This window comes from Lentzea sp. (genome assembly GCF_036380075.1).
Classification (GTDB): Bacteria; Actinomycetota; Actinomycetes; order Mycobacteriales; family Pseudonocardiaceae; genus Lentzea.
Genome location: NZ_DASVFL010000020.1, coordinates 43,103 through 69,952 on the forward strand (window position 1 = coordinate 43,103; position 26,850 = coordinate 69,952).

Consider the following 26,850-nt stretch of genomic DNA (forward strand, 5'->3'; position numbering starts at 1 on the left):
GACCATGCCCGCAGAACAGCAGCACCACGTCTACCGCACCGGCGAGGGCACGAACGTCGGCGCGATCGGCCTCGGCATCCACACACGGCTGACCGGCGCGGACACCAAGGGCGCGTACTCGTTGTTCGAGTACGTCGTGCCGCCGAACCTCGGCGGTCCGCCCACCCACGTCCACTCGCGCGAGGACGAGCTGTTCACGTGCGTGCAGGGACGGGTCGTGGTCGAGCTCGACGGCGAGGAGCACGTGCTGGGGCCGGGCGACTCGCTGCTGATGCCGCGCGGGGTGCCGCACATGTTCCACAACCCGTACGACGAGGAGACCCGCGTGGTCGCCGTCGTGTCGCCGCCGGGGCTGGAGGACTACTACCAGGCGTTGTCCGAGCTGCCGCCGGGGCCGCGCGACATGACGCTGGTCGCGGAGATCATGGTGCGGCACGGCCTCTCGCTGCAGCAGAAGCCGTGAACCGCAGCGACATGGTGCGGCGGATGTGCGCCGCCGTCGACGCCGGGGACGCGGAGGCGTTCGGCGCCTGGTTCGCCGAGGACGCCACGTACGTGTTCGGCAACGACGAGCCGTTGATCGGCCGTGCCGCGGTCGTGGCGGCGACGGCGGGTGCCGCCGGCGCGTTGCCGTGGGTGCGGCACGTGGTCGACCAGGTCGCCGAGGTGGGCGACCAGCTGTTCTGCCGGTTCACCATCGAGACCGAGGCGCCGGACGGGAAACCGCTCGCGCTGCCGTGCGTGACGGTGATCCGGATGTCCGGCGAGCAGGTCGTCGAGTACCGCGTGCACATGGACATCTCCCCCGCTCTGGGGTGAGGAGGAGGGGCCCGGGAGTGGGATCCGGGCCCCTCTTCTCATGCCGCCCGGAGGGTGTCCGCGGCCTGGCCGGAGAACGTGGCGAGGAAACGTCGGCAGGCCTCCACGTCCAGCTCGTCGCACCGCCACGCGACGTGCCCGTCGGGCCGGATCACGTACAGGGCCTGGGAATCCGGCTCGGTGAGGCCGTAGTGCTCGAACACCTGCGCCGAGTCGGCCTGGTGCACGCGCGGGTCCGGCCGTGCCTCGACCCGTGTGACGAGGTGGGTCCGGACGCCCAGTGCCGCAAGCGCTTCGGACTGCTCGGTGATCTCCGCGGTCGTGAGGTGCCTGCGGGACAACGCGAGCACGTGCATCCGGTAACCCTGCAAGAGGTCGAACACCTGCTCGCGGGCGTTGATCCGGGCGTCCGGGGCGCGGTGGCCGGCGAGCGGGCCCTTGAGCGAGTACAGCAGCTCGTTGACGTTGATGTCGCTCGGCCGGTACCCGAGGCTCAGCTGCGACAGGCGGTGGAACGACCTGCGGTGCGGGAGCGGCGCGGCCGACATCCGTCCGATGAGGAACGGTCCCGCGGTGTCGCGCAGCCACGCCTTCCAGCCGTCCAGTCCCGCCGCCACGCGGTAGAGGCGGTCGGTGAACTTCAGCAGCCGCACGCCGGCCGGGTGGCGTTCGGCGTCGTAGGTGTCGAGCAGGTCCTGGTCGGCGCCGCGGAGGACGGCGGCGAGCTTCCACGCCAGGTTGGCCGCGTCGTGCAGGCCGGTGTTCATGCCCTGACCGCCCGCGGGCGAGTGGATGTGCGCGGCGTCGCCGACGACGAACCCCCGGCCCGCGCGGTAGCTGTCGACGCCCTTGAGGTGGACCTGGTAGCGGCTCGTCCAGGTCGGGGCGCTGAGCGTGACCGGCAGCCGCATCGCCTCGCGCAGCTCGGACTGGAGGACGTCGAGGTCGAACGGCGCCTCGGGGTCGCCGGAGTCGGTGACCATGACGCGCGAGCTCTCCGCGCCCCGCAGCGGCAGGAACAGGCCGATGCGGCTGCCGTTCATGAAAACCCGGAAGTGCGCGTGGTCGAGCGGCCACTCGACGCGGCAGTCGGCGAGCAGGTAGCGCTGGCCGTACCTGTCGCCGTCGAAGCTCAGCCCGAGCTGCCGGCGGACCGTGCTGTGGGCGCCGTCCGCGCCGACGACGTACTGGGCCGTCACCGTCCGCTCGCCGAGCAGGGCGGTGACGGCGTCCTCGGTCTGGTGGAGCCGGGTGAGCCTGGTGCCGCGGCGGACCGTGACGCCGTGCCGTGCGAGGTCTTGGAGCAGCAGTTCCTCCACTTCGGACTGCGGCGCCATGAGGATGAACTGGTACGGCGTGGTCTCCGCCCTCGCCCGGTCGAAGTCGAGGCCGCCGACGTGCCTGCCCCTGATGTGGAAGCGGATCCCGGTGGTGACGACGCCGCGGCCGAGCAGCTCGCCGTCCAGCCCGATGCTCCGGAACAGCTCGACCGTGCGGGCCTGCACGGCGAACGCCCGCGACTCGGTCGCCGGTCCCGCGTTCGCGTCGACGACGCAGACCTTCACCCCCTGGCGGACGAGCAGCGCCGCCGTCATCAGCCCGCTCGGCCCGGCGCCGACGACCAGCACGTCGCAGTCGTAGCGAGGCAGCCGCTCCGGTGCGGCCGCCCGCGGTTTCGGCGGCCGCACCGCGGGACGGTTCTTCGCCTTGCCCAGCCGGGTGAGGAACCCGCTGCCGGGACGGGCGGTGACCAGCGGCAGCGGGGTGCCGGTGAACCGTCCCCACAGCTTCCGGGTCGCGAGGACCAGCAGGGTGACGACCGCGATGACGAGAAGTCCCACGGCCTACTCCCCCGCCGGCAGCGCGCTGGACATGCGCAGGAACCGCTGGCGCAGCGGCCCCTCCACGAGCGGCCCGATCGCGTGGACGAACTCGCCGACGTACGGCTGCGCGAGGTGCTCCTCCAGGTCCCGCTTCGAGCGGAACACCTCGTAGATCACGAACTCGGCCCGGTCGGCGCGGTCGCGGTGCACGTGGAACTCGACCGAGCCCTCCTCGGCGCGCAACGGCTCGACCAGCCCGAGGACCAGCCGCTCGACCTCGTCCTCGTGTCCCGGCCTGGCCCGGCAGAACCCGAGGTGGGTGTACGGACCGGTCTCGTCGGCGTCCGGCTCGGGCAGCACGGGTCGCGCGTCGCTCATCGGGTCTCCTCAGTTGCTCAACGGATGGTGAATTCACCATCGCAGCCGGGGAGAGGCCGGTCACAACGCGCGTCCCGGTGAGCGGGACTCCCGCACGGAAAGCAGAAGCCGGGTGCCGACGACGTCGACACCCGGCTTCCGGGAAGAACCGATATCCGATGTATCAGGCTCCGAAGAAGACCTCGGCCTCTTCGTAGCGCTCCGCCGGAACCGTCTTCAGCTCGGCGGTGGCCTCGGACAGCTTCACGCGGACGATGTCGGTGCCGCGCAGCGCGACCATCGTGCCGAAGTCACCGGCCGCGACGGCGTCGACGGCGTGCAGGCCGAAGCGGGTCGCGAGGACGCGGTCGTAGGCGGTCGGCGTGCCACCGCGCTGGATGTGGCCGAGGACGGCCGCGCGGGACTCCTTGCCGGTGCGGTCCGCGATCTCCTCCGCGAGCCACTGGCCGACGCCGCCGAGGCGGACGTGGCCGAACGCGTCGCGCTCACCGGAGTGCAGCACCTCGGCGCCGCCCTCGGGGATCGCGCCCTCGGCGACGACGATGATCGGCGCGAACTCGCTCTCGAAGCGGCGCTCGACGTGCTCGACGACCTTGTCGACGTTGAACGGGCGCTCGGGGACGAGGATGACGTTCGCGCCACCGGCGAGACCGGAGTGCAGCGCGATCCAGCCCGCGTGGCGGCCCATGACCTCGACGACGAGCGCGCGGTGGTGCGACTCGGCCGTGGTGCGCAGGCGGTCGATGGCCTCGGTGGCGATGTGGACCGCGGTGTCGAAGCCGAACGTGTAGTCCGTGGCGCCGAGGTCGTTGTCGATCGTCTTCGGCACGCCCACGACGCCGATGCCGTCGTCGGTCAGGCGCTTGGCGACACCGAGGGTGTCCTCGCCGCCGATCGCGACGATGGCGTCGATGCCGTTCTCCGCGATGGTCTCGCGGATGCGGTCGACACCGCCCTCGACCTTGTAGGGGTTCGTGCGCGACGAGCCCAGGATCGTGCCACCGCGGGTGAGGATCTCCTCGACGTCCGCGAGGTCGATCGACTTGGTGAGGTTCTCGATCGGGCCCTGCCACCCGTTGCGGAACCCGACGATCTCCCAGCCGTGTGCCTTGATGCCCTTGCGGACCACGGCCCGGATCACGGCGTTCAGACCGGGGCAGTCACCACCGCCAGTGAGCACACCGATGCGCATCTGCTTCCCCATCTCTCGTGTTCTGTGTCACGCAGACTTTCACGAGCTGTATCGGTGCAGCAACGTGGGGTCTCACTTACCGGACAGGAAAGCCGTTTTTCCGCCGCTGTTCCTCGATCACCTTCCAGCGGGCGAGGTTGTGCCGGGCGTCGGCGAGGGCGTCGTGGGCGTCGGCGGGCGGCGCCGGCAGCTTCGGGCGGCCGACGTCGTCCCAGCGCTGCCGCAGGTCGCGGGTGAACCGGGGCAACGCGCGCGGCAACGCCGGCATGGCACCCCACAGCTGGGCCAGCGCGACGTGGTCGTAGGCGGCGAACCAGGCCCACAGCTCGACCTCGTCCCGGGCGGCGCCCCGCGCGCCGAGGAAGTCGAGCAGGTCCTCGCGGATGCGCTCCCGGCTGCGCCACGCCCTGTCGGCGGGCGAGGGGAGCTGGTTGAGGACGTTCTGCCGCACCCACGGACCCGCGCGTTCGGGGTCGAACTCGGTGGACACGGCGTAGAACTCGCGGCCTTCCTCGTCGACCACACCGATCGACACGAGGTCGATCGTCACCCCGTCCTCGATGAACTCACAGTCGTAGAAGAACCGCACCGCGACACCCTAGGGGTCCGGTCAGCTCGCCTTCTTCTGGGGCACCCGGTCGGGCTTCCCGCCCTGCTCGGGCGCGTCGGCGGCCTGCTCCTTGGCCTTGGCCGCGTAGACGTCGACGTACTCCTGGCCGGAGAGCTCCATCAGCGCGTACATGATCTCGTCGGTGATGGACCGCAGCACGAACCGGTCGCCGGACAGGCCCTCGTACCGCGAGAAGTCGAGCGGCTTGCCGATCTTGATGCGGATCGGGTACGGCTTCCACATCTTCGAGCCGATGGGGTTCGCCTTGTCGGTGCCGAACATCGCCACGGGGATGACCGGCGCGCCGGACTCCAGGGCGATCCAGGCGACGCCGACCTTGCCCTTGTACAGGCGCGCGTCGGGCGACCGGGTGCCCTCGGGGTAGATGCCGAGGAGCTTGCCCTCGCGCACGATCCGCACACCGGTGTCGAGCGCTCCCTGCGCGGCGGACGCGCTGGACCGGTCGATCGGCACCTGGCCGACGCCGGAGAAGAACCACTTCTGCAGCTTGCCCTTGAGCCCCGTGCCGGTGAAGTACTCGATCTTGGCGGGGAAGGTGACGCGCCGCGACAGCATCAGCGGCAGGAAGAACGAGTCGGAGACGGCGAGGTGGTTGCTCGCCAGGATCGCTCCGCCGTCCTTGGGGATGTTCTCGGCGCCCTCGATGATCTTGGGCTGGAAGAACAGCCGCAAGATCGGTCCCAGGAGGACGTGCTTCATGATCCAGTACAGCACAGCGGGAAGCGCCTCCCTAGACACCGAACCTTGATCCCGGCGACCAGCCTACGGAGCCGACCGCACCTCACACAACGAATCCCGGATTCGGGCGTCACGGCCCAACGGGACGCTTCTCCGGTGCGAGTCCCGGGAAGGTGACTGAGCCGACTGCCGTAGCCCGCAACACTCCCCCGTCGTGCAACGATGAGGAGTCAGAGGGTTGCGGCACGTGGAGAGGCTCTGGATGAACGCCCGGCGCGACTCGACCGACGGCCCCGAGAACGTCGACGAGCTCTTTGCCGAGATCGTCGCGGGTCTCGAGCGGGACGGGGTCGGCAAGGACTGGCTCGACGTGGACGAGGCGCGCCCGGACGACTCCCGCGGCGACGAGGACGCGGCGCAGGACGTCGCGCCGGAGCCGGAGGAGCAGCCGGACCGGCGGGCCCACGAGGACGAGGACCACTACGTCCCGCCGGAGCCGCCGCCGTTCCCGGTGCTGCGCGCCTCCACCCTCGCCGCGCTCGGCCTGTTCGTGCTGGGCATCGTCCTGCTGGTCGCTCCGGGGCTCTTCGGCCTGCAGCCGCGCATCGGCACGCCGTTGTCGCTGGTGGCGCTGTGCGCGGGCGTCGGCTGGCTGATCCTGCGGATGCGCAACACCCCGCCGCCGGACTCCGGGTGGGACGACGGCGCCCAGGTGTGACGCGGTCCCGAGCCGGCCGGTAACGACGTGATAACGGCCACTCAAACCTTCAGATAACGATTCGGTCGTGCTTACCGTGTCGGGCATGGACCAGATGCAGCACCTGATGATGGCCCGTGCCATGGCGACGCTGACCAAGAAGGACGCGGAGCGCGCCAAGCGCCGCCGCCCGCGCATCCTGCGCCTGCTCGGCCGCTAGTCCCCCGGTGAGTGTTCGCGGCGAGCGAACATCCCCGATCCGCTCGCCGCGAACCCCACTCCGGAACCGCCCTGCTCGTCGCCGGCGGTCCGGAAGCATCAGCTCCTCTTCTTGAGCGCCTCCGGCTTGTGGACCGCGTCCCGGCCGCTCTTCGCGCTCTCCACCCGGTACTGCGGCTCGTCCTCCGAGGCCTTCACCTTCCGGCCCGCAGCCTGCTTCTCGGTGGTGATCTCCTCCTTCACCTCGCCGTGCGTCGTCGAGCCGTGGCTCGACCACTCGACCTCGTCACCGGGCTTCAAGGGGTGCTTGTCCATGAACACCGGGTACCCCGTACGGACGAGTCAATCCGGCCGGGAGGACCACATGAGCGACGACAGGACCCGCGACGAGTTCGGCGAGGCGGTCAACATGACCGCCTCGGCACTGGAGAAGTGGCTCGAGACCGACGAGTCCAAGGCGGCCGGCGACAAGTCGTCGGGCGAGTCGACCGGGCACGCGTCGGGCCGGCGGATCGTCGAGCTGCTCAGGACGAAGAAGGACGACCTGACCGACAGCGACCATCAGCACATGCGCAAGGTCGTCGGCTACGTGCACCGGCACCTCGCCCAGCGGCCGAAGGGCGACGTCGAGGACAGCCGCTGGCGCCACTCGCTGATGAACTGGGGCCACGACCCGCTGAAGAACTAGGAGCGGCGGGAGTTGTTCCTGGTCCCCCGCGCGGTGAGCTGCGCGGTCGTCTCACGGGCCAGCGTCGCCGCTCCCACGATCCCGGCGTCGTCCCCGAGCTGCGCGGTGCGGATCCGCGCCAGCGGCCGGTGGCCGGCGCCGGTGACGACCGAGGCGTAGCGCTCGCGGGCGTCGTCGAGGAACAGCGGCGCCGACGTCGACACCCCGCCCCCGATGACGATCACCTCGGGGTCGTAGACGTCGGCGACCAGCGCCAGGCCCTCGCCGAGCCAGCGGGCCAGGTCGGCCATCGCGCGCTGGGCCAGCGGGTCGCCGTCCCGGGCCGCGCCCGCGACCCGTCGTCCCGTCACCGCGCGGGAGTCGCCGGCGGCCTCGCGGGCCAGCACCGTCGACACGCCGGGGTGCTTGGCCAGCAGCTCCACCGCCGTCGCCGAGAGGGCCGTGCCGCTGCAGTAGCGCTCCCAGCAGCCGTTCTTGCCGCACGGGCAGGGCCGCCCGTCCGGGACGACGCGCAGGTGCCCCAGCTCGGGGGCGACGCCGTGCGCACCGCGGAAGACCTCGCCGTCGAGCAGCAGCGCGGCGCCGATGCCCGTGCCGATGGCGACCAGCACGGCCGTCGAGGCACCCCGCGCGGCACCGAAGCGGTGTTCGGCGAGAGCGGCGGCATTCGCGTCGTGTTCGAGGACCACGGGCATGCCGAGGCGGTCGCTCATCCGGTCCGCGACGTTCACCTGCCGCCACGCCAGGTGCGGCGCGAACCGGACCGTGCGGCGGTCCGAGGCGATGAACCCGGCGACGGCGAGCCCGACGGCGTCGACCGGGTGCCGGTCCGCCACCTCCTCGACGGCGGCGACGATCGCGTCCTCGAGGGCGCGTTCACTCGACGGGGTCGGTGCCCGCGAGGTGTCGAGCACCGAACCGCGTGCGTCCACGACACCCGCGCGCACGCTGGTGCCCCCGATGTCCACTCCGACGGTGAGCACTAGTCGGTCTTCCTGACGACCTTGATGTGCTGCACGCGCTGACCCGCGTCCGGAGCGGGTTCGTCGTCGTCAGCGGCAGGAGGTGCGCCGGGCTCGCGCAGGGCGGCCCGCAGCACCGCGACCAGGCCCGCAGCGTGCTCGGCGGCCTTCGAGGCCAGCTCGGAGCGGTCGCCGCGCAGCAGCGCCACGCCGTTGCACAGCGGGCACCAGCCGCACGTCTCGGGCGCGTGCGAGCCGTCGCCCGCCTCGGCGACGCGCTGCAGCCACGGCTGCATCCGCTCGGCGGCGGTGTCGAGGAGCAGCCGCAGCTCCTCGGCGAGCTTGCCGGTGTTGTCCTGGGTCATCTACGAGCTCCTGATCAGCGCCACGGTCAGCGCCAGAGGGACGGGTCGGGACGGAATTCCACCGTCACGCCGCCCGAATCCATCTCCGCACCGGTCACGATGCAGCGCCTGAGCAACGACGGCAGCGCCACGAGCCGGCGCCGCCCGTCGACGGTCAGCGCGAGGTCGTCGCCCACCCGCGCCAGGTCCAGGTCGGTGTCGTCGGCCAGCGGCAACGCGATCCGCAGCGAGTACCGGGCGTCGAGCCCGCGCCCGCTGCCCGAGACCTCCAGCATCGACTCCGGCGCGGCCGAGGCCGGCAACGGGTCCTCGTCGCCGTAGAGCTGCGCGGCCACCTCCAGCAGCGCGGGCACGCCGACGGGCTCGGACGCGCGGTGGTCGACCGTGCGGATCTCGCCGATGCCGGTCAGCTCCGCGAGCACCGCGTCCTGCTCGTGCCGGCGGGTCCGCAGCCACGTGGCGGCCGCACCGCGCGCGGCGCCCGGCGAGGGCACCAGCCGGTTCGCGACCACGCCGTCGACGCGGATGCCCTGCAGAGCGAGCGCGGTCAGCGTGCGCCGGGTCTCGGCGGCGACCACGCGTTCGGGCGTCAGGACGAGCCGCACCGAGCACGTCGACGGGTCGGCGAGCATCGACCGCAGCGCGTCCAGCCGTTCGGCGAGCCTGCTCAGCGCGTCGGCGGTCGCGTCCCACTTCTCGACGCTCCCGGTGCCCGCGACCCCGGCGAGCAGGCCGCGCACCACGCGCCGGTGGGTGGGGAAGAGCCGTTCGAGGTAGCCCGCGAACGCCTCGGGCAGCGACAGCAGCCGCAGCGTCTCGGCGGTCGGGCCGCAGTCGACGACCACGACCTCCCACGGCCCGGACACGGCGAGCCGCCGCACCTCCGCGAGCGCGAGGAGCTCCTCGACGCCGGGCAGCACGGTCAGCTCCTCGGCGTCGAGCTCGTCGACGCCCGCGCCGGCGAGCACGGTGCGCAGGTGTCCGCGCAGCTCACCCCACGCCTCGTCGACGAGGCCCCTGGGGTCGATCTGGCAGGCGTAGAGGCCGCCGACACCCATCTCGGGGGTGTCCACTTCGGACGGAGAGGAGCCCAGGCGGACGTCGAGGGCGTCGGCGAGCGAGTGCGCGGGGTCGGTGGAGACCACGAGCGCTTTGCGCCCGCCGGCCGCGAGGGAGGCCGCCGTGGCGGCGGCCAGCGTCGTCTTGCCGACCCCGCCCTTGCCGGTGAAGAGCAGGACCTGGCTCAAGCCGCCTTCTCCGCGCGCTTCTTGAGCTCCTTGAGCGCGGTGTCGAGGATCAGCTTCTCGGCCTTGCGGCGGAACAGGCCGATCATAGGGATCACCAGCTGCACCGACAGCGTGTAGGTGACCTTGGTGCCGGTCCCGGACGGCTCCAGCACGTAGCTGCCGTGCTGGGACTTCTGCATGGTGCCCTTGACGAGGTCCCACTGCACGGACAGGCCGTCGGCGGACCAGTCGTAGGACAGGGTGTACTCGTCCTTGACGGGCCCCTGGTCGATCGCGAACCGGACCTGGTCGGCGCGGCCGTCCGCACCGGTGCCGAGGACCTCGACCTCCTTCATCCCGTTCGCCCAGTCCGGGTACGACGGGAAGTCAGCGATGATCGCCATGATCTTCTCGGGCGGCGCGTCGATGACGATGGACTGAGTGGACTCGTCGGCCATGTGTGAGGAGGTTACTCGCGTCTTCACCAGTTGAGGACGTGAGGCTTGCCGCTGCGCTGGAAGTGCCCGACGTTGATGCACTCGGTGTGGCCCACGCGCACGCGCCGGGCCAGCGGCTGGTGCACGTGCCCGAACACCGACCAGCGCGGCCGTTCGCGCACGATCTTGTCCAGCGCGGCCCGCGAGCCCCACTCGGGACGGCGCGCGACGACGTCGTAGGTCAGGTCCGGGATGTGCGGCGGGATGTGCGTGCACAGCACGTCGACCTGCCCCATCCGGTCCAGCGCGGAGGCCATCTCCTGCTCCGTGCGCAGGTACGGCAGCCACGGCGCGTCGGGGTTGCGCACGGAGCCCGGCAGCATCAGGCCGCCGCCGGCGAAGCCGAACCGCAGGCCGCCGATCTCGGTCGCCTCGCCGTCGAGGACGTGCACGCCGGCGCCCGCGAACCGCGGCCACAGGTGCGGACTGTCCACATTGCCCGGTGTCGCGTACGTCGGCGCGGACATCGCCGAGAACAGCGCGTCGTACTGCTCCAGGACCGCTTCCTCGACGACGGAGCGCGCGTCGGCGAGACCGTCCCACAGCGACCGGATGTAGCTCGCGGTGTCGGCGCGCCGGGTGCCCCTGCGCAGCTCCGCGAAGATCCCGACCTTCTCCGGCCCGAAGACGCGGCCGAGGATGCCCCCGGAGTGGTCGTGGTAGTCGACGAAGTCGATCAGGTCGCCGAGCACGACGAGGGCGTCGGCACCCTCACCGGCGCGCGCGAGCGCCTCCGCGTTGCCGTGCACATCGGAAACCACGTGAACCCGCACGGTTCCAACTTAGTTGAAGTCTTGGCAAGATCACGGGAGCGGTGGGCAGCCGGCGGGACGGCCGTCCTCCAGCGTCAGCTTGAGGCCCAGTGCGACGGACTTCGCGTCGAGCTGGCGGCGTCGCACCTCGCGGCGGGCGTTGCGCGGCGTGAGCGACCCGGCCGGTGGATCAGCGCGGAGGAAGTAGTGCACAACGGTGCCGTCGAGCACGGGCTCGAGCCAGACCTCCATGGTGCCGACGAGCGCGCCGCCGACCGTCCAGCGCAGACCCTCGTCGCCGCGGTTCGCGTAGACGTCGAGCTCCAGGTCGGGCCAGAACCGCCGCCACGACGAGGGAGCGGCGAACGCGGCGGCGACCACGCCGGGTGGCACCGCCAGGAAAGTCTCGTCAACCACATCGACGCTCGCCATGAGGACAAAAGGTAACGGAAGGGCGTACCGACCTTTGTATCGCCGGAATCACACGCTAAGTTTCCCCACCAGTAACAAAACACCGTACGGAGGTTGACGTGCGCGAGTTCAGCGTCCCCGCCACGGCCGAAGTGGCTCCGGAGGAGAACCTCACCGACATGGTGTGGGCCAACGCGGAGCGCTTCGGCAACGCCGTCAGCTTCCGCAGGCAGGTCGACGGCACCTGGGTGGACATCACGGCGCGTGACTTCGCCGCGCAGGTGATGGCCGTCGCCAAGGGCCTGGTAGCGGCCGGTCTCGAGCTGGGCGACCGGGTCGGCCTGGTCTCCAAGACCCGCTACGAGTGGTCGTTGCTCGACTTCGCCATCTGGGCGGCGGGCGGCGTCGTGGTCCCGATCTACGAGACGTCGTCGGCGGACCAGATCGAGTGGATCCTGTCCGACTCCGGCGCCAAGGCGGTCTTCGTCGAGGCGTCCTCGCACCGCGCGCTGGTCGACGACGTCGTCGGCAAGCTGCCCGAGCTGCGCCACGTGTGGCAGATCGAGGGCTCGGCCGCGGCCGTCGACGAGCTGACGGCGCTGGGCGCCGAGATCACCGACGAGCAGGTGCACGAGCGCCGCGCGCAGGCCAAGGCCGACCACACGGCCACGCTGGTCTACACGTCCGGCACCACCGGCCGTCCCAAGGGCTGCACGCTGACGCACCGCAACCTCGTGGCCGAGGTGCGGTCGGCGCTGTCGCGGTTCCCCGAGATCCTCGCCGCGGGCAACTCGCTGCTGCTGTTCCTGCCGCTCGCGCACATCCTGGCGCGCGCCCTGGCGCTGGCGTGCGTGTACTCGCGCGTGACGCTGGGCCACACCGCGGACGTGAAGAACCTCGTCGACGACCTCGGCCAGTTCCGCCCGACGTTCGTCGTGGCGGTGCCGCGCGTGTTCGAGAAGGTCTACAACGGCGCGAAGCAGAAGGCGCACGCCGGCGGCAAGGGCAAGATCTTCGACGCCGCCGAGGCCACCTCGGTCGCGTACTCGGCCGCGCTCGACAACGGCGGTCCGGGCCTGGGCCTGCGGCTCAAGCACGCGGTGTTCGACAAGCTGGTGTTCGCGAAGCTGCGCGCCGCGCTGGGCGGCCGCGCGGTCGCCGCGGTCTCCGGTGGCGCGCCGCTGGGCGACCGGCTGTCGCACTTCTTCCGCGGCGCGGGCATCCCCGTCTACGAGGGCTACGGCCTGACCGAGACCTCCGCGGCGGCGTGCGTGACGTTCCGCGGCCAGGAGAAGGTCGGCACGGTCGGCCCGCCGGTGCCGGGCACGTCGGTGAGGATCGCCGAGGACGGCGAGATCCTCATCAAGGGCGAGATCGTGTTCACCGGCTACTGGAACAACGAGGCTGCCACCAAGGAGGCCCTCGAGGACGGCTGGTTCCACACCGGGGACATCGGCGAGCTCGACGGCGACGGGTTCCTGAAGATCACGGGCCGCAAGAAGGAGATCATCGTCACCGCCGGTGGCAAGAACGTCTCCCCCGCGCAGCTCGAGGACCGCATCCGGGCGCACCCGCTGATCTCGCAGTGCATGGTCGTCGGCGACAAGCAGCCGTTCATCGGCGCGCTGATCACCATCGACCCGGAGTTCTTCCCGTCGTGGAAGGAGTCGCACGGCAAGCCGGCGTCGGCCGAGGTGCCCGACCTGATCGAGGACGCGGACCTGATCGCCGAGATCCAGGCCGTGGTCGACGAGGCGAACAAGACCGTGTCGAAGGCGGAGGCGATCCGCAAGTTCCGCGTGCTGCCGGTGGACTTCACCGAGGCGGGCGGCGAGATGACGCCGTCGCTGAAGCTGAAGCGGTCGGTCGTGGCGACGACCTACGCGTCGGACATCGACGCGATCTACGCGAAGTAGGTCCGGGAGGTACGCGAAAGGCCCAGGAGCTGAGAGAGAGCTCCTGGGCCTTTCGACCCCCAGCGATCGTGATCCGCGGAGACCTCCGCCGAACCCGAGAAGTTGTCGCCCCGGCCCCCCGACCGGGACGTGGAGAAGATTGCCGTACGGCGCTGACGTTTCGCTGACGCGTCGATGTCACTCCGCGACAGCACGCCCATAGGCTGTCGGGCAGAGGGGATCTTCCGGCGACCACGAGGGGAAGGCGATGGCTCCGGGTCCGCAGTTCCGGCTGCTCGGCCCGATGGAGGTGCGCCTGGACGGCACGCCGGTGGTGCTCCGCGCGGGCAAGCACCGGGCGTTGCTGGCGGCGTTGCTGCTCAGGCCCAACCGCGTCGTCCCGGTGACGGAGCTCGTCGGGCACGTGTGGGGCGACACCCCTCCCGCGCGCACCCGTGGCGCCGTGCAGACGTACGTCATGCGGCTGCGCGCCGCGCTGGGCGACCCGTCGTTGATCCAGACCGCCGCCGACGGCTACCGGATGCGGGTCGACCCGCTGGCCGTGGACGTGCACCGGTTCGCCGACGCGGCGGCGCGGGGACGAGCCGCCGTCGCCTCCGCCGACCTGACCACAGCGCGGAAAGCGTTTGCCGAGGCGTTGGAGCTGTGGCGCGGGCCGGTGCTGTCGGACGTGCCGTCGGAGACGTTGTACGCCGAGCACTCGCCGCGACTGACCGAGCTGCTGATGACGGTGCACGAGCAGCGGGTGGACGTGGAGCTCGCGCTGGGCAACCACGCGGGCATCGTGCCGGAGCTGTTCGCGCTGACCAGGGACCACCCGCTGCGCGAGCGGTTCTGGGCGCAGCTGATGCTCGCGCTGTACCGCGGCAGCAGGCAGGCGGAGGCGCTGGAGGCGTTCCGGCAGCTCGACCGGGCGCTCGACGAGCAGCTGGGCATCGACCCGTCCGCCGAGCTGCGGTCGCTGCACCAGGCGATCCTGGTGGGCGCGCCGGAGCTGGCCGCGCCGGTGGCCTCGCGGCTGCCGGAACGGGCGCCGGCCCCGCTGCGGCTGCCGGACGACATCGCGGACTTCACCGGCCGCGCCCGGCACGTCGAGCGGGTCTCGGGCCTGCTCACGGGCGGGTCGGTGCCGATCGTGACGCTGGCGGGACCGCCGGGCGTGGGCAAGACGACGCTGGCGGTGCACGTGGCGCACCTGCTGCGGGACCGGTTCCCCGACGGGCGGCTGTACGTCGACCTGCGCGGGTACGCGCTGGGGCCGCCGGTCGACGGGGTGGACGTGCTGTCGCGGTTCCTGCGGGCGCTCGGGGTGCCGCCGGACGAGATCCCGGCGGACGCGGACGAGCAGAGCACGGTGCTGCGGTCGTTGCTGGCGGGCCGGCGGATGCTGCTGGTGCTGGACAACGCCTCCGCGCCGGACCAGGTGCGGCCGCTGCTGCCGGGGACGTCGTCGTGCCGGGTGATCGTGACGTCGCGCGACGACCTGCGCGGGTTGATCGCGATGAACGGCGCGCGGACCGTGCCGGTGGACGTGTTCCCGCCCGCGGAGTCGGCCGCGCTGCTGTCGTCGCTGCTCGGACCGGGTGACCACGCCGAGCTGGCGGAGCGGTGCGGGCACCTGCCGCTGGCGTTGCGGGTGGCGGCGGCGTACCTGGCCGGGCGCGGCGACGTGACGATCCCGGGCTCGCCGATCGAGCTGGCCTCCGCCGCCCTGCCGCCCGCGCCGCGCCGGTTGTTCCGGCTGCTGTCGGTCGTGCCCGGCCCGGACTTCACGGCGGAGGCGGCCTCGGCGCTGGCCGACGTGGACGCCGAGGGCCTGCTGACGGTGCTGGAGATCGCGCGCCTGGTGGTGTCCTCCGGGCCGGGCCGCTACCGGTTGCACGACGAGCTGGTGCGCTACGCCGCCGCGTTGTGCGAGGAGGCGGACAGCCCTGCCGAGCAGGACCTGGCCTGGACCGCGCTGCTGCACCACTACCTGCGCGGCGTCGAACGGTGCGCGGAGCTGCTCTACCCCGGCATCGTGCGGCTGCCGACGTCCCCGGCCGGTCCGGTCCCGCGGATCGCCGGCGCCGCGGAGGCCCTGGTGTGGCTCGACGCGGAACGCCCGAACCTGGCCGCCGCCATCCGGCACGCCGCCGAGCACGGCCCGGCCCCGCTGGCGTGGCAGCTGGCCGACGCGCTGCGCGGCTACCTGTGGATCGGCCAGCACGTCGGCGAGTGGCTCGCGACCGCCCGCCACGCCCTCGCCGCGGCGCAGGCGGCGGAGCACCGCCCGGCCGAAGCCGCGATGCACGCCAACCTCGGCACCCTCTACCTGCGGCTCGGCGAGTACGCGCTGTCGGTCGAGCACCACGACCACGCGATCGAGCTGTACCGCGCGCTCGGCGACGAGGACGCCGAGGCGAGCGTGCTGAACAACCTCAGCCTCGTGCACCGCCGCTCGGGAGAGCTGGGCCTCGCCAGGGAGGCACTGGTCCGCTGCCTGGCGATGCTGCACTCGGCCGACAGCGTCAGCACCGGCCTGTACAACCTCGGCCAGCTCGCCATCGAGCTCGGCGACGTCGACGGCGCCGTCGAGCACTTCTCCCAGGCACTGGCCCTCGCCCCGAACGCCGACAGCCACGCCTACCTGGGCATGGCGCTGCGCCTGCAGGGCCGCCTGGCCGAGGCCCGCGCCCACCTCGACCGCGCGCTGGACCTCGGCAACGTGCCCGCCGGTGACGCCGAGGCCCTCGACAACCTGGCCGCCGTCGAGCTGGCGGAGAGCAACCCGGAGGCGGCGCTGGCGTTCGCCTCCCGCGCCCTGTCGCTGGTGGCGGACGGCGGCGACGCGCAGGTGGCGACGGCGGTCCGGATCACGCTCGGCGAGGTGCGCCGGGCCATGGCCGAGCCGGAGGCTGCGGTGGCGCTGTTCGAGCAGGCCCTGGCCACGGCCCGGCGGATCGGCTACGCCTCCGGCGAGGTCCGGGCGTTGATCAGCCTGGCCGTGGTGCTGGGTGAGCTCGCCCGGTCTGCCGAGTCGCGGGCCGCTGCGGACGAGGCCGTGCGGCGGAGCGCCGAGCTGGGGTTGCGGGCGCTGGAGAACCGGGCCCGCGAGCTGGCCTGACGCACCCGCGATATCCGATATATCGCATACCGGCACCTCGGATGAGCGGCGATATATCGCATACGGGCCAGGCCCAGCCGCGAATGACAACGTTGTCTTCGAGCCGCCGATATCCAATACATCACATACCGGCTTGTCCGACGAGGAGCCGCGATATATCGCGTACTGGATATCGCGTACTGGATATCGGTGCGGTGGCCTTCGTCAGCCGATCAGGCCTTCGAGGCGGTGTGCGAGCTGGTCCCACCGCCAGTGGTCGCTCACCCACTCCCGCCCGGCGCGGCCCATCTTCGCGGCCATCTCCGGGTCGGCGAGCAGCGCGCCGACCTTCGCGGCGACGTCCTCGACGTCGAGCCCGTCGACGATGTTGCCCGTGGTGCCGTTCAGCACGGTCTCGGGTGCGCCGCCGGACCGGCCGGCCACCACGGGCAGGCCCGTCGCCGAGGCCTCCAGGTAGACGATGCCGAGGCCTTCGACGTCGAGGCCGCGGCCGCGGGTGCGGCACGGCATCGCGAACACGTCACCGGCGTTGTAGTGCGCGGGCAGCTCTTCCCACGGCACGGATCCGGTCAGGACCACGTCGCGGTTGCCGGCGGCCAGCTTCTCCAGCGTGCCGCGGTACGGGCCGCCGCCGACGATCAGCAACGCGGCGTCCGGCACCGCGCGCTGGATCAGCGGCAGCGCGTGGATCAGGACGTCCTGGCCCTTGCGCGGCACCAGCCGCGACACGCACACGATGACGGGCCGGTCGCCCAGGCCGTGACGGCGGCGGATCTCGGCGCGCGCGGCCGGGTCCGGGCGGTACAGCTCGGTGTCCACACCGGACGGCAGGTGTTCCAGTGCCGCCATCGCGCCGAACGCCGCCGCGAAGCGCGACCGCGTGTACTTGCTGACGTACGTGACGACGTCCACACCGGACCCGATGGCCCGCAAAGCCTGCCGCGCCACCGGCAACATCGACCAGCCGACCTCGTGCCCGTGCGTCGAGGCCACCGCGCGGCTCAGGCCGAGTGACGGCGCCAGCAACGCCAGCGGCGCCGCGGCGCCGAACCACGCCGCCTCGCACGACTCGGCGCGGGCGATGTCACGAGCGCGCGCGAGGACGTCCGGCGTCGGCAACATCAACGACGTGGGGTGCCTCACCACCGGGAACGGCTGACGTGCGTCGAACTCCTCGGCGCCCTTCCACTTCGGCGCGTACACGACGAGGGAGTCCGCGGGCAGCCGTGTCGCCAGAGCGTGCAGGTAGGACTGGATGCCACCGGGGCGGGGCGGGAAGTCGTTGGTCACCAGCAAGGTTCGGCGCACGGGCCAACGCTATCCGATGCTCGTCCGCAGAAACGCGCGCCAGCCCGCGACGTCGACGTCGTCCAGGTCGGCCGCGGACATCGACGCGTGCTGGAGGAAGAAGTCGACGACGCCGTGCTCGCCCAGCGCCGACTCCAGGTAGACCATGATCGAGTAGGCCTGCTGGTAGGCGAGGTCGCGCCCCGGTCCGCCGAAGTCGGTCGGCAGCGCCGTGACGTCCGGGGTGAGGGCCGGCGCGGCTTGGCGCAGCGAGAGCCCCAGGCCGTGGAACGCCACCCAGTCCGCGAACCCCTCCACCAGCCACAGCGGGGCGGAGTCCGAGGTGAGGTCGCGGGTCGCCACGTGCGTGATCTCGTGGCGCAGCAGCACGCGCAGTTCGAGATCCGACAACGCCGCCGCACGGGTCCGGTTGAGGACCACGCGCTGGCCGGCCCCGTCGCGGATCGCGATCCCGGCCATGTCCGCGAACGCCGGTCCGACGAGCGCCACCAGCTCCCGGTCCGACGCCGGCACGACGACCTCGACGCGCTGGACCCAGGAGACCTTCCCCGGACTGATATCCAATATATCGGCGACCCCGCGGACGGACTCGTCCAGCACCGCCGACGCCCTTGTCGCCAGCGCGCTGTCGCAGGAACTGCTGGTCACCGTGCCCGACGACGTCGTCAGCACGGTCTTCTCGCACTGCGCGCTCTCGACCGGCCGCTGTTCGACGGGACGGGTGGCGACGGTCAGGCCGAGCAGGAACGTCAGGGCGACCGTGATCGCCAGCAACGTCCGGAGGTGCTTCACCGGCGCAACGCTAGCCCTCGATGCGCCGGATGACCGCGATCGGCCCGATGGCGTCGATGGGCGCGATCTTCACCGGCTGCCCCTCGGTGGAGGCGTGCACGGCACGGCCGTTGTCGACGGCCAGGGCGACGTGCGAGCGGCTCGTGTAGTAGACGATCAGGTCACCGGCGCGGACCTCGCCGCGCCCCACCGGACGCCCGACCGAGGCCTGTCCCCCGGACGTGCGCGGGATCGAGACCCCGGCCGCCGCGTAGGCCTTCATCGTCAGCCCGGCGCAGTCCCACGACCGCGGCCCGGTGCCGCCGTAGAGGTAGTCGTCGCCGCGCCGCGCCAGCGCGAACGCGAGGGCGAGCCCGGCCACCCCGGAGGGCACGCCGACCGCCGACCGGTCGCCCGGATCGCTCAGCTTCGCGGCGACGGGAGCGGGCAACCGCGTCAGCGCCGAACGCACCTGGTCGATCTGGGTCTGCAACGCGGACTTGCGCCCGTCGAGGTCCGCCTTGAGCTGCTCGGCCGACGTGGCGGCCTCGGCGGCGCGGGCACGGGCGGTCTCCGCCACCTGGTGCGCCTGCCGGGCCTTCTCCACCGCGCCGGACAGCCGCGCCAGCGACTCGGCCCTGTCGGTGGCGAGGATCCGCATCATCTCCAGGCGGTTCAGGAAGTCCTGCTGCGAGTCGGCGACGAGCAGCGCCGACAGCTGGTTGAACCGGGCGCCCTCGAACGACGCCTGGGTGATGAGGTCGACCTGGCCGCGGAAGTCGTTCTCGTCGGCCTTGGCCTGCCGCTCGATCTGCTGCGCGGCCGCGACGGTCGCGCTCGCGCGGTCGAGCTCGGCGCGGCGCTGGACGAGGTCCTCCTGCGCGCGCAGCACTTCCTCGTTGAGCTTGGTGGCCTGCGCTGTCAGGTCCGCGTACGCGCGCGCCGGATCAGCCGGCTGGGCGGCTAACGACACCGCCGGGGTGACCGAGAGCAGCACGACGAGAGCCAGGAAACCACGGGTGAGCTTGAGCGACATGAGGTCGCCGATCCCCTTCGCCAGAACCGAAACCGCCAAGATCGACGGCGTCAGGCTACCGGGTGATCAAACACGCCCGAGACGGGCCAGCAACACGGCCGACGGCACCGGGTGCGCGCCACGACGGCGCACCGAGTCCGCGACCGCGCGATCCGACGTCACCACCACCACGGGCCGCCCCTCGGGCTCCGCGGTGACCAGCGCGCGGATCACGTCATCAGCGAGAACACCGGGATCGCTGAAGAGCACGCGCACGCCACGAGGGGCCGCCGCCGGCACGGCCACCACCCCTGCGCCGTCGAACACCAACGTGACTTCGGCGCCCGTGCGCGCGGCGAGCACCGCCAGCTGGTGCACGAGCCGGTCGCGCTGGTCCGACAGGGACAGTTCCGGGTAGCCGGTCTTCGTGACGTTGTAGCCGTCCACCACGAGGTGCACCGCCGGCAACGCCAGCAACCGGTCGAGCGCCGCCGGGTCCTCGACGCGCCCCACGGTCCCCTGCGACGCGCTGGCACCCCGCACGAGGTCGGCCGGGCGGGGACCGGAGCCGCCGAGGGCGAGCTCGCGGCGCAGTCCCGTCACGGCACCGTCGAGGGTGTCGACGAGCAACGCGAGCCGCACCTCGTCGGCCTGCCGGGCCTCGCGGGCGGACTGGCGGGCCACCTCGGCGTCCGCGATGGCCCGCTGCGCCTTGCCGCGTTCGGTCTCCGCGCGTTCGCGCTCGCGGTCGCGTTCGGCGGTGATGCGCTTGACCTCGTCGGCGGCGCGCACCTGGACCTTGTCCGCCTCGGCGGCGGCGGCCTCGGCGGCGTCCTTGGCCTCGCGCAGCTTCACGCCCTGCTCGCGCAACCGCTTGCGCAGGCGTTCGAGCTCGACCTCGGCGTCGGCGCGAACGCGTTCGGCGGCGTTGCCGAGCTGGCTGCGTTCGGCCCGCAGCCGTTCCAGCTCGCTCTCCATCCGCTCCGCGCGCACGACGGCCGCGTCGCGTTCGGCCCGCAGCGTCGCGTCGCCCACGCGCCGCGACACCAGCTCCACGTAGTGCGGGGCGACCTCGTCGCCGGTCAGCACCGCCGCGGCGGCCGCCGTCACCGGGTCCGGCGCGGTCACCTCCAGCGTCGACGGCCGGTTCTTGCGCAGCCACTCCACGACGGCGGTGCGGAAGTTCGCGGAGTCCCGCAGCCCCGCCACGACCTGCGCCCCGCCCAGCCGCGCGCGTTTGGTCGGCGCGAACTTCGCCACCGGACGCAGCTGCTGCGGCACGTCGACCTTCGCCATCTCGCCCAGCGCGTCCGCGCCCAGCTCCGCGAGCCTCACCCGCAGCGGCTCCGGCAGAGCCGACCAGTCCACAGCGGACTCGGCGACGGCCTCGTCCGCGGACTCACCCGCCTCGTCGGCGGGCTGGTCGGTCGCGGGCTCGGGCATCGGGTCGGACACCCCCACAGGCTAGAGCCCCCGCGCTCGAGCAGCGCACGGACATCTCCGCCCGTGGGAACAACGATCAGGACAAGATCACCCCACACCACTCCAATGGAGCAGCCGCAGGTCAAGGCGCCCGGGAGGAGCACCGCCGAAAATTGTCAGACCCCGCCGCTACCGTCAGCGCCGTGACCGGACAACTGTCCTTCGACGAGCTCGGGACGCCCCTGCGCGACACGACCTTCGTCGTCTTCGACCTGGAGACGACGGGCGGCAGCGCCGAGGAGGACGCCGTCACCGAGATCGGCGCGGTGAAGATCCGGGCGGGCCAGGTGCTCGGCGAGTTCGGCACGCTCGTCGACCCCGAACGGGGCATCCCGCCGATGGTCGCGCAGCTGACCGGCATCACGCAGCTGATGGTCACGGGCGCGCCGACCATGCGGACGGTGCTGCCCGCGTTCCTGGAGTTCGCCGAGGGCGCGGTGCTGGTGGCGCACAACTCGGGCTTCGACGTCGGCTTCATGAAGGCGGCGTGCGAGCGCCACGGCTACCGCTGGCCGAAACCGGCCGTGGTGTGCACGGTCAAGCTGGCGCGGCGCGTGCTGAGCCGCGACGAGGCCCCGTCGTGCCGCCTGTCCGCGCTCTCCGACCTCTTCCGCACGGAGACCAAGCCCACGCACCGCGCGCTGGCCGACGCCCGCACGACCGTCGAGGTGCTGCACGCCCTGCTGGAGCGGGTCGGCAACGTCGGCGTGCACTCCCTGGAGGAGCTGCTGGCCTACCTGCCGGAGGTCACCCCGGAACAGCGCCGCAAGCGCTCCCTCGCCTCCCACCTGCCGTCCCGGCCCGGCGTCTACCTCTTCCGCGGCCCGAAGGAGGAGGTCCTCTACGTCGGCACGGCCTCGGACCTGCGCCGCCGGGTCCGGCAGTACTTCACCGCCAGCGAGGGCCGCCGCAGGCTGCGCGAGATGGTCGCGCTCGCGGTGCGCGTCGACGCCGTCGAGTGCGCCCACCCGCTCGAGGCCGAGGTGCGCGAGCTCCGCCTCTTGCGCGCGCACCGTCCCGCCTACAACCGCCGCTCCAAGAACCCGCACCACGCGTGGTGGCTGGTCCTGACCGAGGAGCCGTTTCCCCGCATCTCGCTGGTCAGGACCCCCAAGGACGGTGCGCTGGGCCCGTTCCGCACCCGCCAGGCAGCGGAGTCGGTGGCGGACGCCCTGCTGGACGCCGTCCCGCTGCGCTCCTGCAAGATCAAGATCTCGGCCACGAACCAGCGCGCCTCCCCCTGCGCCCTGGCGGAGCTGGGCCGCTGCCAGGCCCCGTGCGCGGGCCACCAGAGCGTCGACGAGTACGCCCCCGCGGTCGTCGCGGTGCAGGACCTGGTGATCGGCCGCAGCGCCGACCCGCTGCGCATCCTGATCGACCAGCTGGGCGGCCTGGTCTCGGCGGAACGGTTCGAGGAGGCCGCCCGCCGCCGCGACCGCCTCGCGGGCCTGGTCCGCTCCCTCGACAGGGCCCAGCGCCTCGCTGCCCTGGCCGCGCTGCCGCAGCTCGTGGCGGCCCGCCCGGACCGTGAGGGCGGCTGGCAGTTCTCCGTGGTCCGCTACGGCCGCCTGGCCTCCGCGGGCGTCGCTCCCCGCGGCACCCGCCCGATGCCGGTGGTGGACGCGCTCGTCGCCTCTGCGGAGACCGTGGTGCCGACGGCCGGCCCGTTACGTGGCGCACCCCCCGAGGAGACCGGCGTGGTCCTGCGCTGGCTCGACCAGCCGGGCACCCGCCTCGTGTACGCGGACGAACCCTGGTCCTCCCCCGCGGGCGCCGCCGCGGCCTGGGTCCCGTGGGCGGAGCAGGCCGCCGGGGCACGCCCGATCCACGACCACTGGAACTGAAGCCGCCGACCCACGCCCGCGATCACCGGGTAGGGCAGACTACGGGTGCTCGAGACATCTGAGACCCGAGGAGGACGCCGTGGTCACCGCCATCGTGCTGATCCAGGCCGCCGCCGAACGCATTCCCGAGGCCGCGCAGGAGATCGCCGACATCGACGGAGTCACGGAGGTGTACTCCTGCGCGGGCGACGTCGACCTGATCGCGCTGGTGCGCGTCAGCAAGCACGAGGACCTCGCCGCCCTCGTCCCCGGCAAGATCAGCAAGGTCGCGGGCGTGCTCAACACCGACACGCACATCGCGTTCCGCAGCTACTCGAAGCGCGACGACGAGGCGGCGTTCGCCATCGGCCTCGACGACGCCCAGTAGGACCCCGGACACACCGAAAGGCCCCCGTGGAAGCTCCACGGGGGCCTTTCGCGGTTCTGCGGGATCAGGCCTTCGGGTCGGACGGCTTGCCCGCCAGCTCACCCGTCTTGTTCTCGGCGCTGATCTCCTCGGAGATGTGCCTCTTCGCGCGCGCGTTCTCCAGGGCCACGGTCTCCTCGACCGGGTCCGGCGACCACGTGCTGCCGACGACCGGGTGACCGGCCGAGCCGAGCTTGTTCATCTTCTTCGGCACCGACGCGCCCTGGTAGGCGAGCGGGATCGGGTGGCCGTGGTCGTCCACCGGGCCGAGCGGCTGGTGGATCTCGATGAACTCGCCGTGGGGCAGGCGCTTGATGATGCCGGTCTCGACACCGTGCTCGAGCACCTCGCGGTCACCGCGCTGCAGGCCGAGGCAGACGCGGTACGAGATGAAGTACGCGATCGGCGGCAGGACCAGCATGCCGATCCGGCCCATCCACGTCGTCAGGTTCAACGAGATGTCGAACTGGTAGGCGAAGATGTCGTTCGCGCCCATGAGCAGCAGGACCATGAAGTACGTGATCGCCATCCAGCCCAGCGAGGTGCGGACGGGAACGTCACGCGGGCGCTGCAGCAGGTTGTGGTGCGCGTAGTCCTTGGTCATCCTGCGCTCGATCCACGGGTACGCCGCCGCGATGCCGGTCAGCAACGGCAGACCGAGGATGAACGGCAGGAACGGCGCCGGGATCGTGTAGTTGCCCAGGTAGAACTCCCAGGCCGGCCAGATGCGGACCAGGCCGTCGGTCCAGCCCATGTACCAGTCGGGCTGCGAACCGGCGGAGACCTGCGCCGGGTTGTACGGGCCGATGTTCCAGATCGGGTTGATCTGGAAGACGCCACCCATGATCGCGATGACACCGACGACGATGGCGAAGAAGCCACCGCCCTTGGCGGCGAACACCGGCATGATGCGGACGCCGACGACGTTGGTCTCCTTGCGGCCCACGCCCGGGAACTGCGTGTGCTTCTGGTACCAGACCAGCGCGAGGTGCGCCGCGATCAGGCCGAGGATGATGGCCGGGATCAGCAGGATGTGCGCGGTGTAGAGCAGCGGGATGATGTCCGTGCCGGGGAACTCCCCGCCGAACATCAGCCAGTTCAGCCAGGTGCCGATGACCGGGAACGAGATCAGCAGCGCCGCCATGACGCGCAGGCCCGTGCCGGAGAGCAGGTCGTCCGGCAGGGAGTAGCCGAGGAAGCCCTCGATCGCGCCGAGCATGAACAGCACGATGCCGATGACCCAGTTGATCTCACGCGGCTTGCGGAACGCGCCGGTGAAGAAGATCCGGAACATGTGGACGACGATCGCGCCCATGAACAGCAGTGCCGCCCAGTGGTGCACCTGGCGGACGAACAGGCCGCCGCGCGTCTCGAACGAGATGTCGAGAGTGGACGCGAACGCCCGGGACATCTCGATGCCGCGCAGGTTCTCGAACGCGCCGTTGTAGGTGACCTCGGTCATCGACGGGTCGAAGAACAGCGCCAGGTACGTGCCCGACAGCAGCAGCACGATGAAGCTGTACAGCGCGATCTCACCGAGCAGGAACGACCAGTGCGTCGGAAAGACCTTGTTCAGCTGTTTGCGCAGGCCAGAGGCTGCGTGGAACCTCTCGTCGGCAGCGTTGGCCGCCGCTCCGGCGACGCGCGCGGCCGCGTTGGCCGGCTTCGTCGGCGTGGTGATGGCACTCATGACTTCCGCTCCCAGAACGCCGGACCCACAGCCTCGATGAAGTCACTGCGGGCTACCAAGTATCCCTCTTCGTCCACAGTGATCGGAAGCTGCGGAAGAGGACGGGTCGCCGGGCCGAAGCGCGGCTTGGCGTATTCGAACACGTCGAACTGCGACTGGTGGCACGGGCAGAGCAGCAGACCGGTCTGCTGCTCGAACAGCGACGTCGGGCAACCCAGGTGCGTGCAGATCTTCGAGTACGCGTACAGGTCACCGTAGTTGAAGTCCTCCTGGCCCGCACGCTTGGTGATGGCCTGGTTCGGCCGCATGCGGATGAGCATGACCGGCGCGTCGGACCGCTTGAGGGCCGCCACGAGGGCGTGCTCGTCGTTCCGCTCGGACTCGCGGAACGGGAAGACCGTCTCGAAGCCGCCGGGCTCGACGTCCTCGGGACGCACCAGGGAGACCTCGTGGAAGTCACCGGTGTGGCGGCGGAGGTAGACCTTCTCGCCCTTTTCGGCCTTCCAGCCGGTGTGCCACAGCGAGTTCTTGGTCTCGCTGTCGGCGTGCGGGTTCTTGATGAGCGCGCCCAGCGGGACGGCCGCCACGCCCAGGCCCAGCACGCCGGCGCCGAGGCCCGCGGTGCGCTTGATCAGGCTGCGCCGGCCGATGCCGCTGCGCGCACCGGCGTCGGAGAGCTCGGCGACCAGGGTGGCGCGGTCGACCTCGGTGGACGAACCGTCGTGGCGCTGCTGCACCGCGAGCTCGTCCGGGATGAACTTCTTCGTGTAGAGCAGCGCGCCGACGCCCAGACCCACCACCGACAGGCCCAGGAACAGGCCGATCAGCGGGTTGTACAGGTTGTGCAGGAAGTGGCCGCTCTCGTTCGAGGGGGACTCGTACTCCCACGGCCAGAACAGGAACACGCCGAGGAAGGCGAGACCCGACAGCGCGGAGATCGCGAACCACAGCGCGACCACGCGCTGCGCACGACGCTCGGCGCGGGTGCCGGGGACCGGCCACTTGTCCTCGTAGTGGACGAGCTCGACGCCGTCCATCTTCGTGCCGAGCTTGACGAGGTCGTCCCGGCTCATCTCCGCGAGCTCTGCCTCGCTGGGCAGCTCGACCGGCTTGTCGCCGCTCATGCCTTGGCTCCGATCCAGAGGGTCACGCCGATGAGCGCGGCGATCCCCACGATGAACGCGATCAATCCCTCGGACACGGGTCCGAAGCCGCCAAGGGCGTTGCCGCCGGAGTTGTTGTTCCCGTCGGTCACCGACTTGACGTACGCGATGATGTCCTTCTTCTCCTCCGGCGTGAGCTGCCGCTCGCCGAACTTCGGCATGTTCTGCGGGCCGCTCAGCATCGCCGTGTAGATCTGCTCCTCGGCCACCCCGTCGAGCGCCGGCGCGAACTTGCCGGACGACAGCGCGCCACCACGACCCGTGAAGTTGTGGCAGCTGGCGCAGTTGAGGCGGAAGAGCTCGCCACCGCGCGCCGGGTTGTCGCCGCGCAGGGCCTCACCGGACTCGGAGGGCTTCTTCGGGCCCTCGCCGCCGTTCGCGGTGATGTAGGCCATCAGCGCGTTGATCTCCTCAGGGGAGAGCTTCGCGGGCTTGCGGGTGGCCTGGGCCTCCTGCCGCGCCATGGGCATGCGGCCGGAGGAAGTCTGGAAGTAGACCGCGGCGTCGCCGACGCCGACGAGGCTCGGCCCGCGGTCCTTCACACCTTCGAGAGACTTGCCGTGGCAGCTCAGGCAGGTGTTCAGGTAGATCTGCTCGCCCTGGCGGACCAGGGCGTCCTCCTGCTGCGCCTGAGCGGTCTGCGCCTGGGGCGCGAAGGCGGCGAACAGCATGCCGGCGCTCAGCAGGCCGAAGCCCAGTGCGAGCAGTCCGGCGACCCGGCGGCGCAGCTTGGTGCGGGCGCCGCGGGGGCGTTTCGTCGTGGTGGTCATGGTGTGCGGCAACCCTTGCTGTCAGTTCGGGAGCTCGTGGC

General features: G+C 71.7%; 27 protein-coding genes. 8 read left to right on the forward strand and 19 right to left on the reverse strand.

Annotation, left to right across the window (positions count from 1 at the left end; translation table 11 throughout):
* The first annotated feature begins 4 nt into the window (after positions 1-4).
* Both VF330_RS01805 and VF330_RS01810 read left to right on the forward strand, forming a co-directional pair.
* A complete protein-coding gene (locus tag VF330_RS01805) occupies positions 5-463 on the forward strand; it encodes a cupin domain-containing protein (protein WP_330849690.1) in 459 nt (152 codons plus the stop codon).
* Positions 460-819 (forward strand): nuclear transport factor 2 family protein, encoded by a 360-nt coding sequence (locus VF330_RS01810; RefSeq protein ID WP_330849691.1) that lies wholly within the window; start codon positions 460-462, stop codon positions 817-819. The genes VF330_RS01805 and VF330_RS01810 overlap by 4 nt, the downstream gene beginning before the upstream one ends.
* A gap of 38 nt (positions 820-857) precedes the next feature.
* On the opposite strand, the gene VF330_RS01815 is transcribed toward VF330_RS01810, so the two are convergent.
* From VF330_RS01815 to VF330_RS01835, 5 genes are all read right to left on the reverse strand, one after another.
* A complete protein-coding gene (locus VF330_RS01815) occupies positions 858-2,660 on the reverse strand; it encodes an FAD-dependent monooxygenase (protein WP_330849692.1) in 1,803 nt (600 codons plus the stop codon).
* A 3-nt stretch (positions 2,661-2,663) separates the two neighbouring features.
* Positions 2,664-3,020, reverse strand: coding sequence for a putative quinol monooxygenase (locus tag VF330_RS01820; protein ID WP_330849693.1), 357 nt, complete (start codon positions 3,018-3,020; stop codon positions 2,664-2,666).
* A gap of 163 nt (positions 3,021-3,183) precedes the next feature.
* Positions 3,184-4,212, reverse strand: a complete 1,029-nt coding sequence (locus tag VF330_RS01825) for a 6-phosphofructokinase (RefSeq protein ID WP_330849791.1) — start codon at positions 4,210-4,212, stop codon at positions 3,184-3,186.
* A gap of 76 nt (positions 4,213-4,288) precedes the next feature.
* On the reverse strand, positions 4,289-4,801 hold the full coding sequence (locus tag VF330_RS01830) for a polyadenylate-specific 3'-exoribonuclease AS (protein ID WP_330849694.1): 513 nt from the start codon (positions 4,799-4,801) through the stop codon (positions 4,289-4,291).
* Positions 4,802-4,822: 21 nt separating this feature from the next.
* Complete coding sequence (locus VF330_RS01835; protein ID WP_330849695.1) at positions 4,823-5,557, reverse strand: lysophospholipid acyltransferase family protein; 735 nt, start codon at positions 5,555-5,557, stop codon at positions 4,823-4,825.
* 211 nt (positions 5,558-5,768) lie between these two features.
* Here VF330_RS01835 and VF330_RS01840 point away from each other — a divergent pair, with 211 nt between their 5' ends.
* Positions 5,769-6,239, forward strand: a complete 471-nt coding sequence (locus tag VF330_RS01840; protein ID WP_330849696.1) for a hypothetical protein — start codon at positions 5,769-5,771, stop codon at positions 6,237-6,239.
* A gap of 297 nt (positions 6,240-6,536) precedes the next feature.
* Here VF330_RS01840 and VF330_RS01845 read toward each other — a convergent pair whose 3' ends face one another.
* A complete protein-coding gene (locus tag VF330_RS01845; protein ID WP_330849697.1) occupies positions 6,537-6,752 on the reverse strand; it encodes a DUF2945 domain-containing protein in 216 nt (71 codons plus the stop codon).
* A gap of 49 nt (positions 6,753-6,801) precedes the next feature.
* On the opposite strand from VF330_RS01845, the gene VF330_RS01850 reads away from it, so the two are divergent.
* A complete protein-coding gene (locus VF330_RS01850; protein ID WP_330849698.1) occupies positions 6,802-7,125 on the forward strand; it encodes a DUF3140 domain-containing protein in 324 nt (107 codons plus the stop codon).
* Here VF330_RS01850 and VF330_RS01855 read toward each other — a convergent pair.
* Genes VF330_RS01855 through VF330_RS01880 form a run of 6 tightly spaced genes read right to left on the reverse strand, consistent with a single transcriptional unit; the run spans position 7,122 to position 11,359 of the window.
* A complete protein-coding gene (locus VF330_RS01855; protein WP_414675320.1) occupies positions 7,122-8,093 on the reverse strand; it encodes an ROK family glucokinase in 972 nt (323 codons plus the stop codon). The genes VF330_RS01850 and VF330_RS01855 overlap by 4 nt on opposite strands.
* Before the next feature lie 14 nt (positions 8,094-8,107).
* Positions 8,108-8,452 (reverse strand): hypothetical protein, encoded by a 345-nt coding sequence (locus VF330_RS01860; RefSeq protein ID WP_330849700.1) that lies wholly within the window; start codon positions 8,450-8,452, stop codon positions 8,108-8,110.
* Between the two features lie 26 nt (positions 8,453-8,478).
* Positions 8,479-9,699 (reverse strand): ArsA family ATPase, encoded by a 1,221-nt coding sequence (locus VF330_RS01865; protein ID WP_330849701.1) that lies wholly within the window; start codon positions 9,697-9,699, stop codon positions 8,479-8,481.
* Positions 9,696-10,136 (reverse strand): SRPBCC family protein, encoded by a 441-nt coding sequence (locus tag VF330_RS01870; protein ID WP_330849702.1) that lies wholly within the window; start codon positions 10,134-10,136, stop codon positions 9,696-9,698. The genes VF330_RS01865 and VF330_RS01870 overlap by 4 nt, the downstream gene beginning before the upstream one ends.
* A gap of 23 nt (positions 10,137-10,159) precedes the next feature.
* Entirely contained in the window at positions 10,160-10,948 is a 789-nt protein-coding gene (locus tag VF330_RS01875; RefSeq protein WP_330849703.1) for a metallophosphoesterase family protein, read from the reverse strand.
* A 30-nt stretch (positions 10,949-10,978) separates the two neighbouring features.
* Complete coding sequence (locus tag VF330_RS01880) at positions 10,979-11,359, reverse strand: polyketide cyclase / dehydrase and lipid transport (protein WP_330849704.1); 381 nt, start codon at positions 11,357-11,359, stop codon at positions 10,979-10,981.
* A 98-nt stretch (positions 11,360-11,457) separates the two neighbouring features.
* Between VF330_RS01880 and VF330_RS01885 the strand changes: the two genes are divergently transcribed.
* Together VF330_RS01885 and VF330_RS01890 are read left to right on the forward strand one after the other, a co-directional pair.
* Positions 11,458-13,254, forward strand: a complete 1,797-nt coding sequence (locus VF330_RS01885) for a long-chain fatty acid--CoA ligase (protein WP_330849705.1) — start codon at positions 11,458-11,460, stop codon at positions 13,252-13,254.
* 247 nt (positions 13,255-13,501) lie between these two features.
* Complete coding sequence (locus tag VF330_RS01890; RefSeq protein WP_330849706.1) at positions 13,502-16,360, forward strand: AfsR/SARP family transcriptional regulator; 2,859 nt, start codon at positions 13,502-13,504, stop codon at positions 16,358-16,360.
* A 204-nt stretch (positions 16,361-16,564) separates the two neighbouring features.
* On the opposite strand, the gene VF330_RS01895 is transcribed toward VF330_RS01890, so the two are convergent.
* From VF330_RS01895 to VF330_RS01910, 4 genes are read right to left on the reverse strand one after another with little or no spacing between them, the layout of a single operon-like run.
* Complete coding sequence (locus VF330_RS01895; protein WP_330849707.1) at positions 16,565-17,668, reverse strand: glycosyltransferase family 4 protein; 1,104 nt, start codon at positions 17,666-17,668, stop codon at positions 16,565-16,567.
* A gap of 9 nt (positions 17,669-17,677) precedes the next feature.
* Positions 17,678-18,460, reverse strand: coding sequence for a basic secretory protein-like protein (locus VF330_RS01900; RefSeq protein ID WP_330849708.1), 783 nt, complete (start codon positions 18,458-18,460; stop codon positions 17,678-17,680).
* Positions 18,461-18,470: 10 nt separating this feature from the next.
* Complete coding sequence (locus VF330_RS01905) at positions 18,471-19,514, reverse strand: C40 family peptidase (protein ID WP_330849709.1); 1,044 nt, start codon at positions 19,512-19,514, stop codon at positions 18,471-18,473.
* Between the two features lie 27 nt (positions 19,515-19,541).
* A complete protein-coding gene (locus tag VF330_RS01910; RefSeq protein ID WP_330849792.1) occupies positions 19,542-20,897 on the reverse strand; it encodes an NYN domain-containing protein in 1,356 nt (451 codons plus the stop codon).
* A 182-nt stretch (positions 20,898-21,079) separates the two neighbouring features.
* On the opposite strand from VF330_RS01910, the gene VF330_RS01915 reads away from it, so the two are divergent.
* On the forward strand, positions 21,080-22,780 hold the full coding sequence (locus tag VF330_RS01915) for a DEDD exonuclease domain-containing protein (protein WP_330849710.1): 1,701 nt from the start codon (positions 21,080-21,082) through the stop codon (positions 22,778-22,780).
* 79 nt (positions 22,781-22,859) lie between these two features.
* Positions 22,860-23,147: an Lrp/AsnC family transcriptional regulator gene (locus VF330_RS01920; RefSeq protein WP_045309335.1), complete on the forward strand. Its 288-nt coding sequence runs from the start codon at positions 22,860-22,862 to the stop codon at positions 23,145-23,147.
* Between the two features lie 64 nt (positions 23,148-23,211).
* Here the strand turns inward: VF330_RS01920 and VF330_RS01925 are convergent, their stop codons facing one another.
* From VF330_RS01925 to VF330_RS01935, 3 genes are read right to left on the reverse strand one after another with little or no spacing between them, the layout of a single operon-like run.
* Entirely contained in the window at positions 23,212-24,876 is a 1,665-nt protein-coding gene (locus tag VF330_RS01925) for a cytochrome bc complex cytochrome b subunit (RefSeq protein WP_330849711.1), read from the reverse strand.
* Positions 24,873-26,000: a ubiquinol-cytochrome c reductase iron-sulfur subunit gene (locus VF330_RS01930; protein WP_330849712.1), complete on the reverse strand. Its 1,128-nt coding sequence runs from the start codon at positions 25,998-26,000 to the stop codon at positions 24,873-24,875. Before VF330_RS01930 ends, VF330_RS01925 begins: the two co-directional genes overlap by 4 nt.
* On the reverse strand, positions 25,997-26,809 hold the full coding sequence (locus VF330_RS01935) for a c-type cytochrome (RefSeq protein WP_330849713.1): 813 nt from the start codon (positions 26,807-26,809) through the stop codon (positions 25,997-25,999). Before VF330_RS01935 ends, VF330_RS01930 begins: the two co-directional genes overlap by 4 nt.
* Between the last annotated feature and the right edge of the window lie 41 nt (positions 26,810-26,850).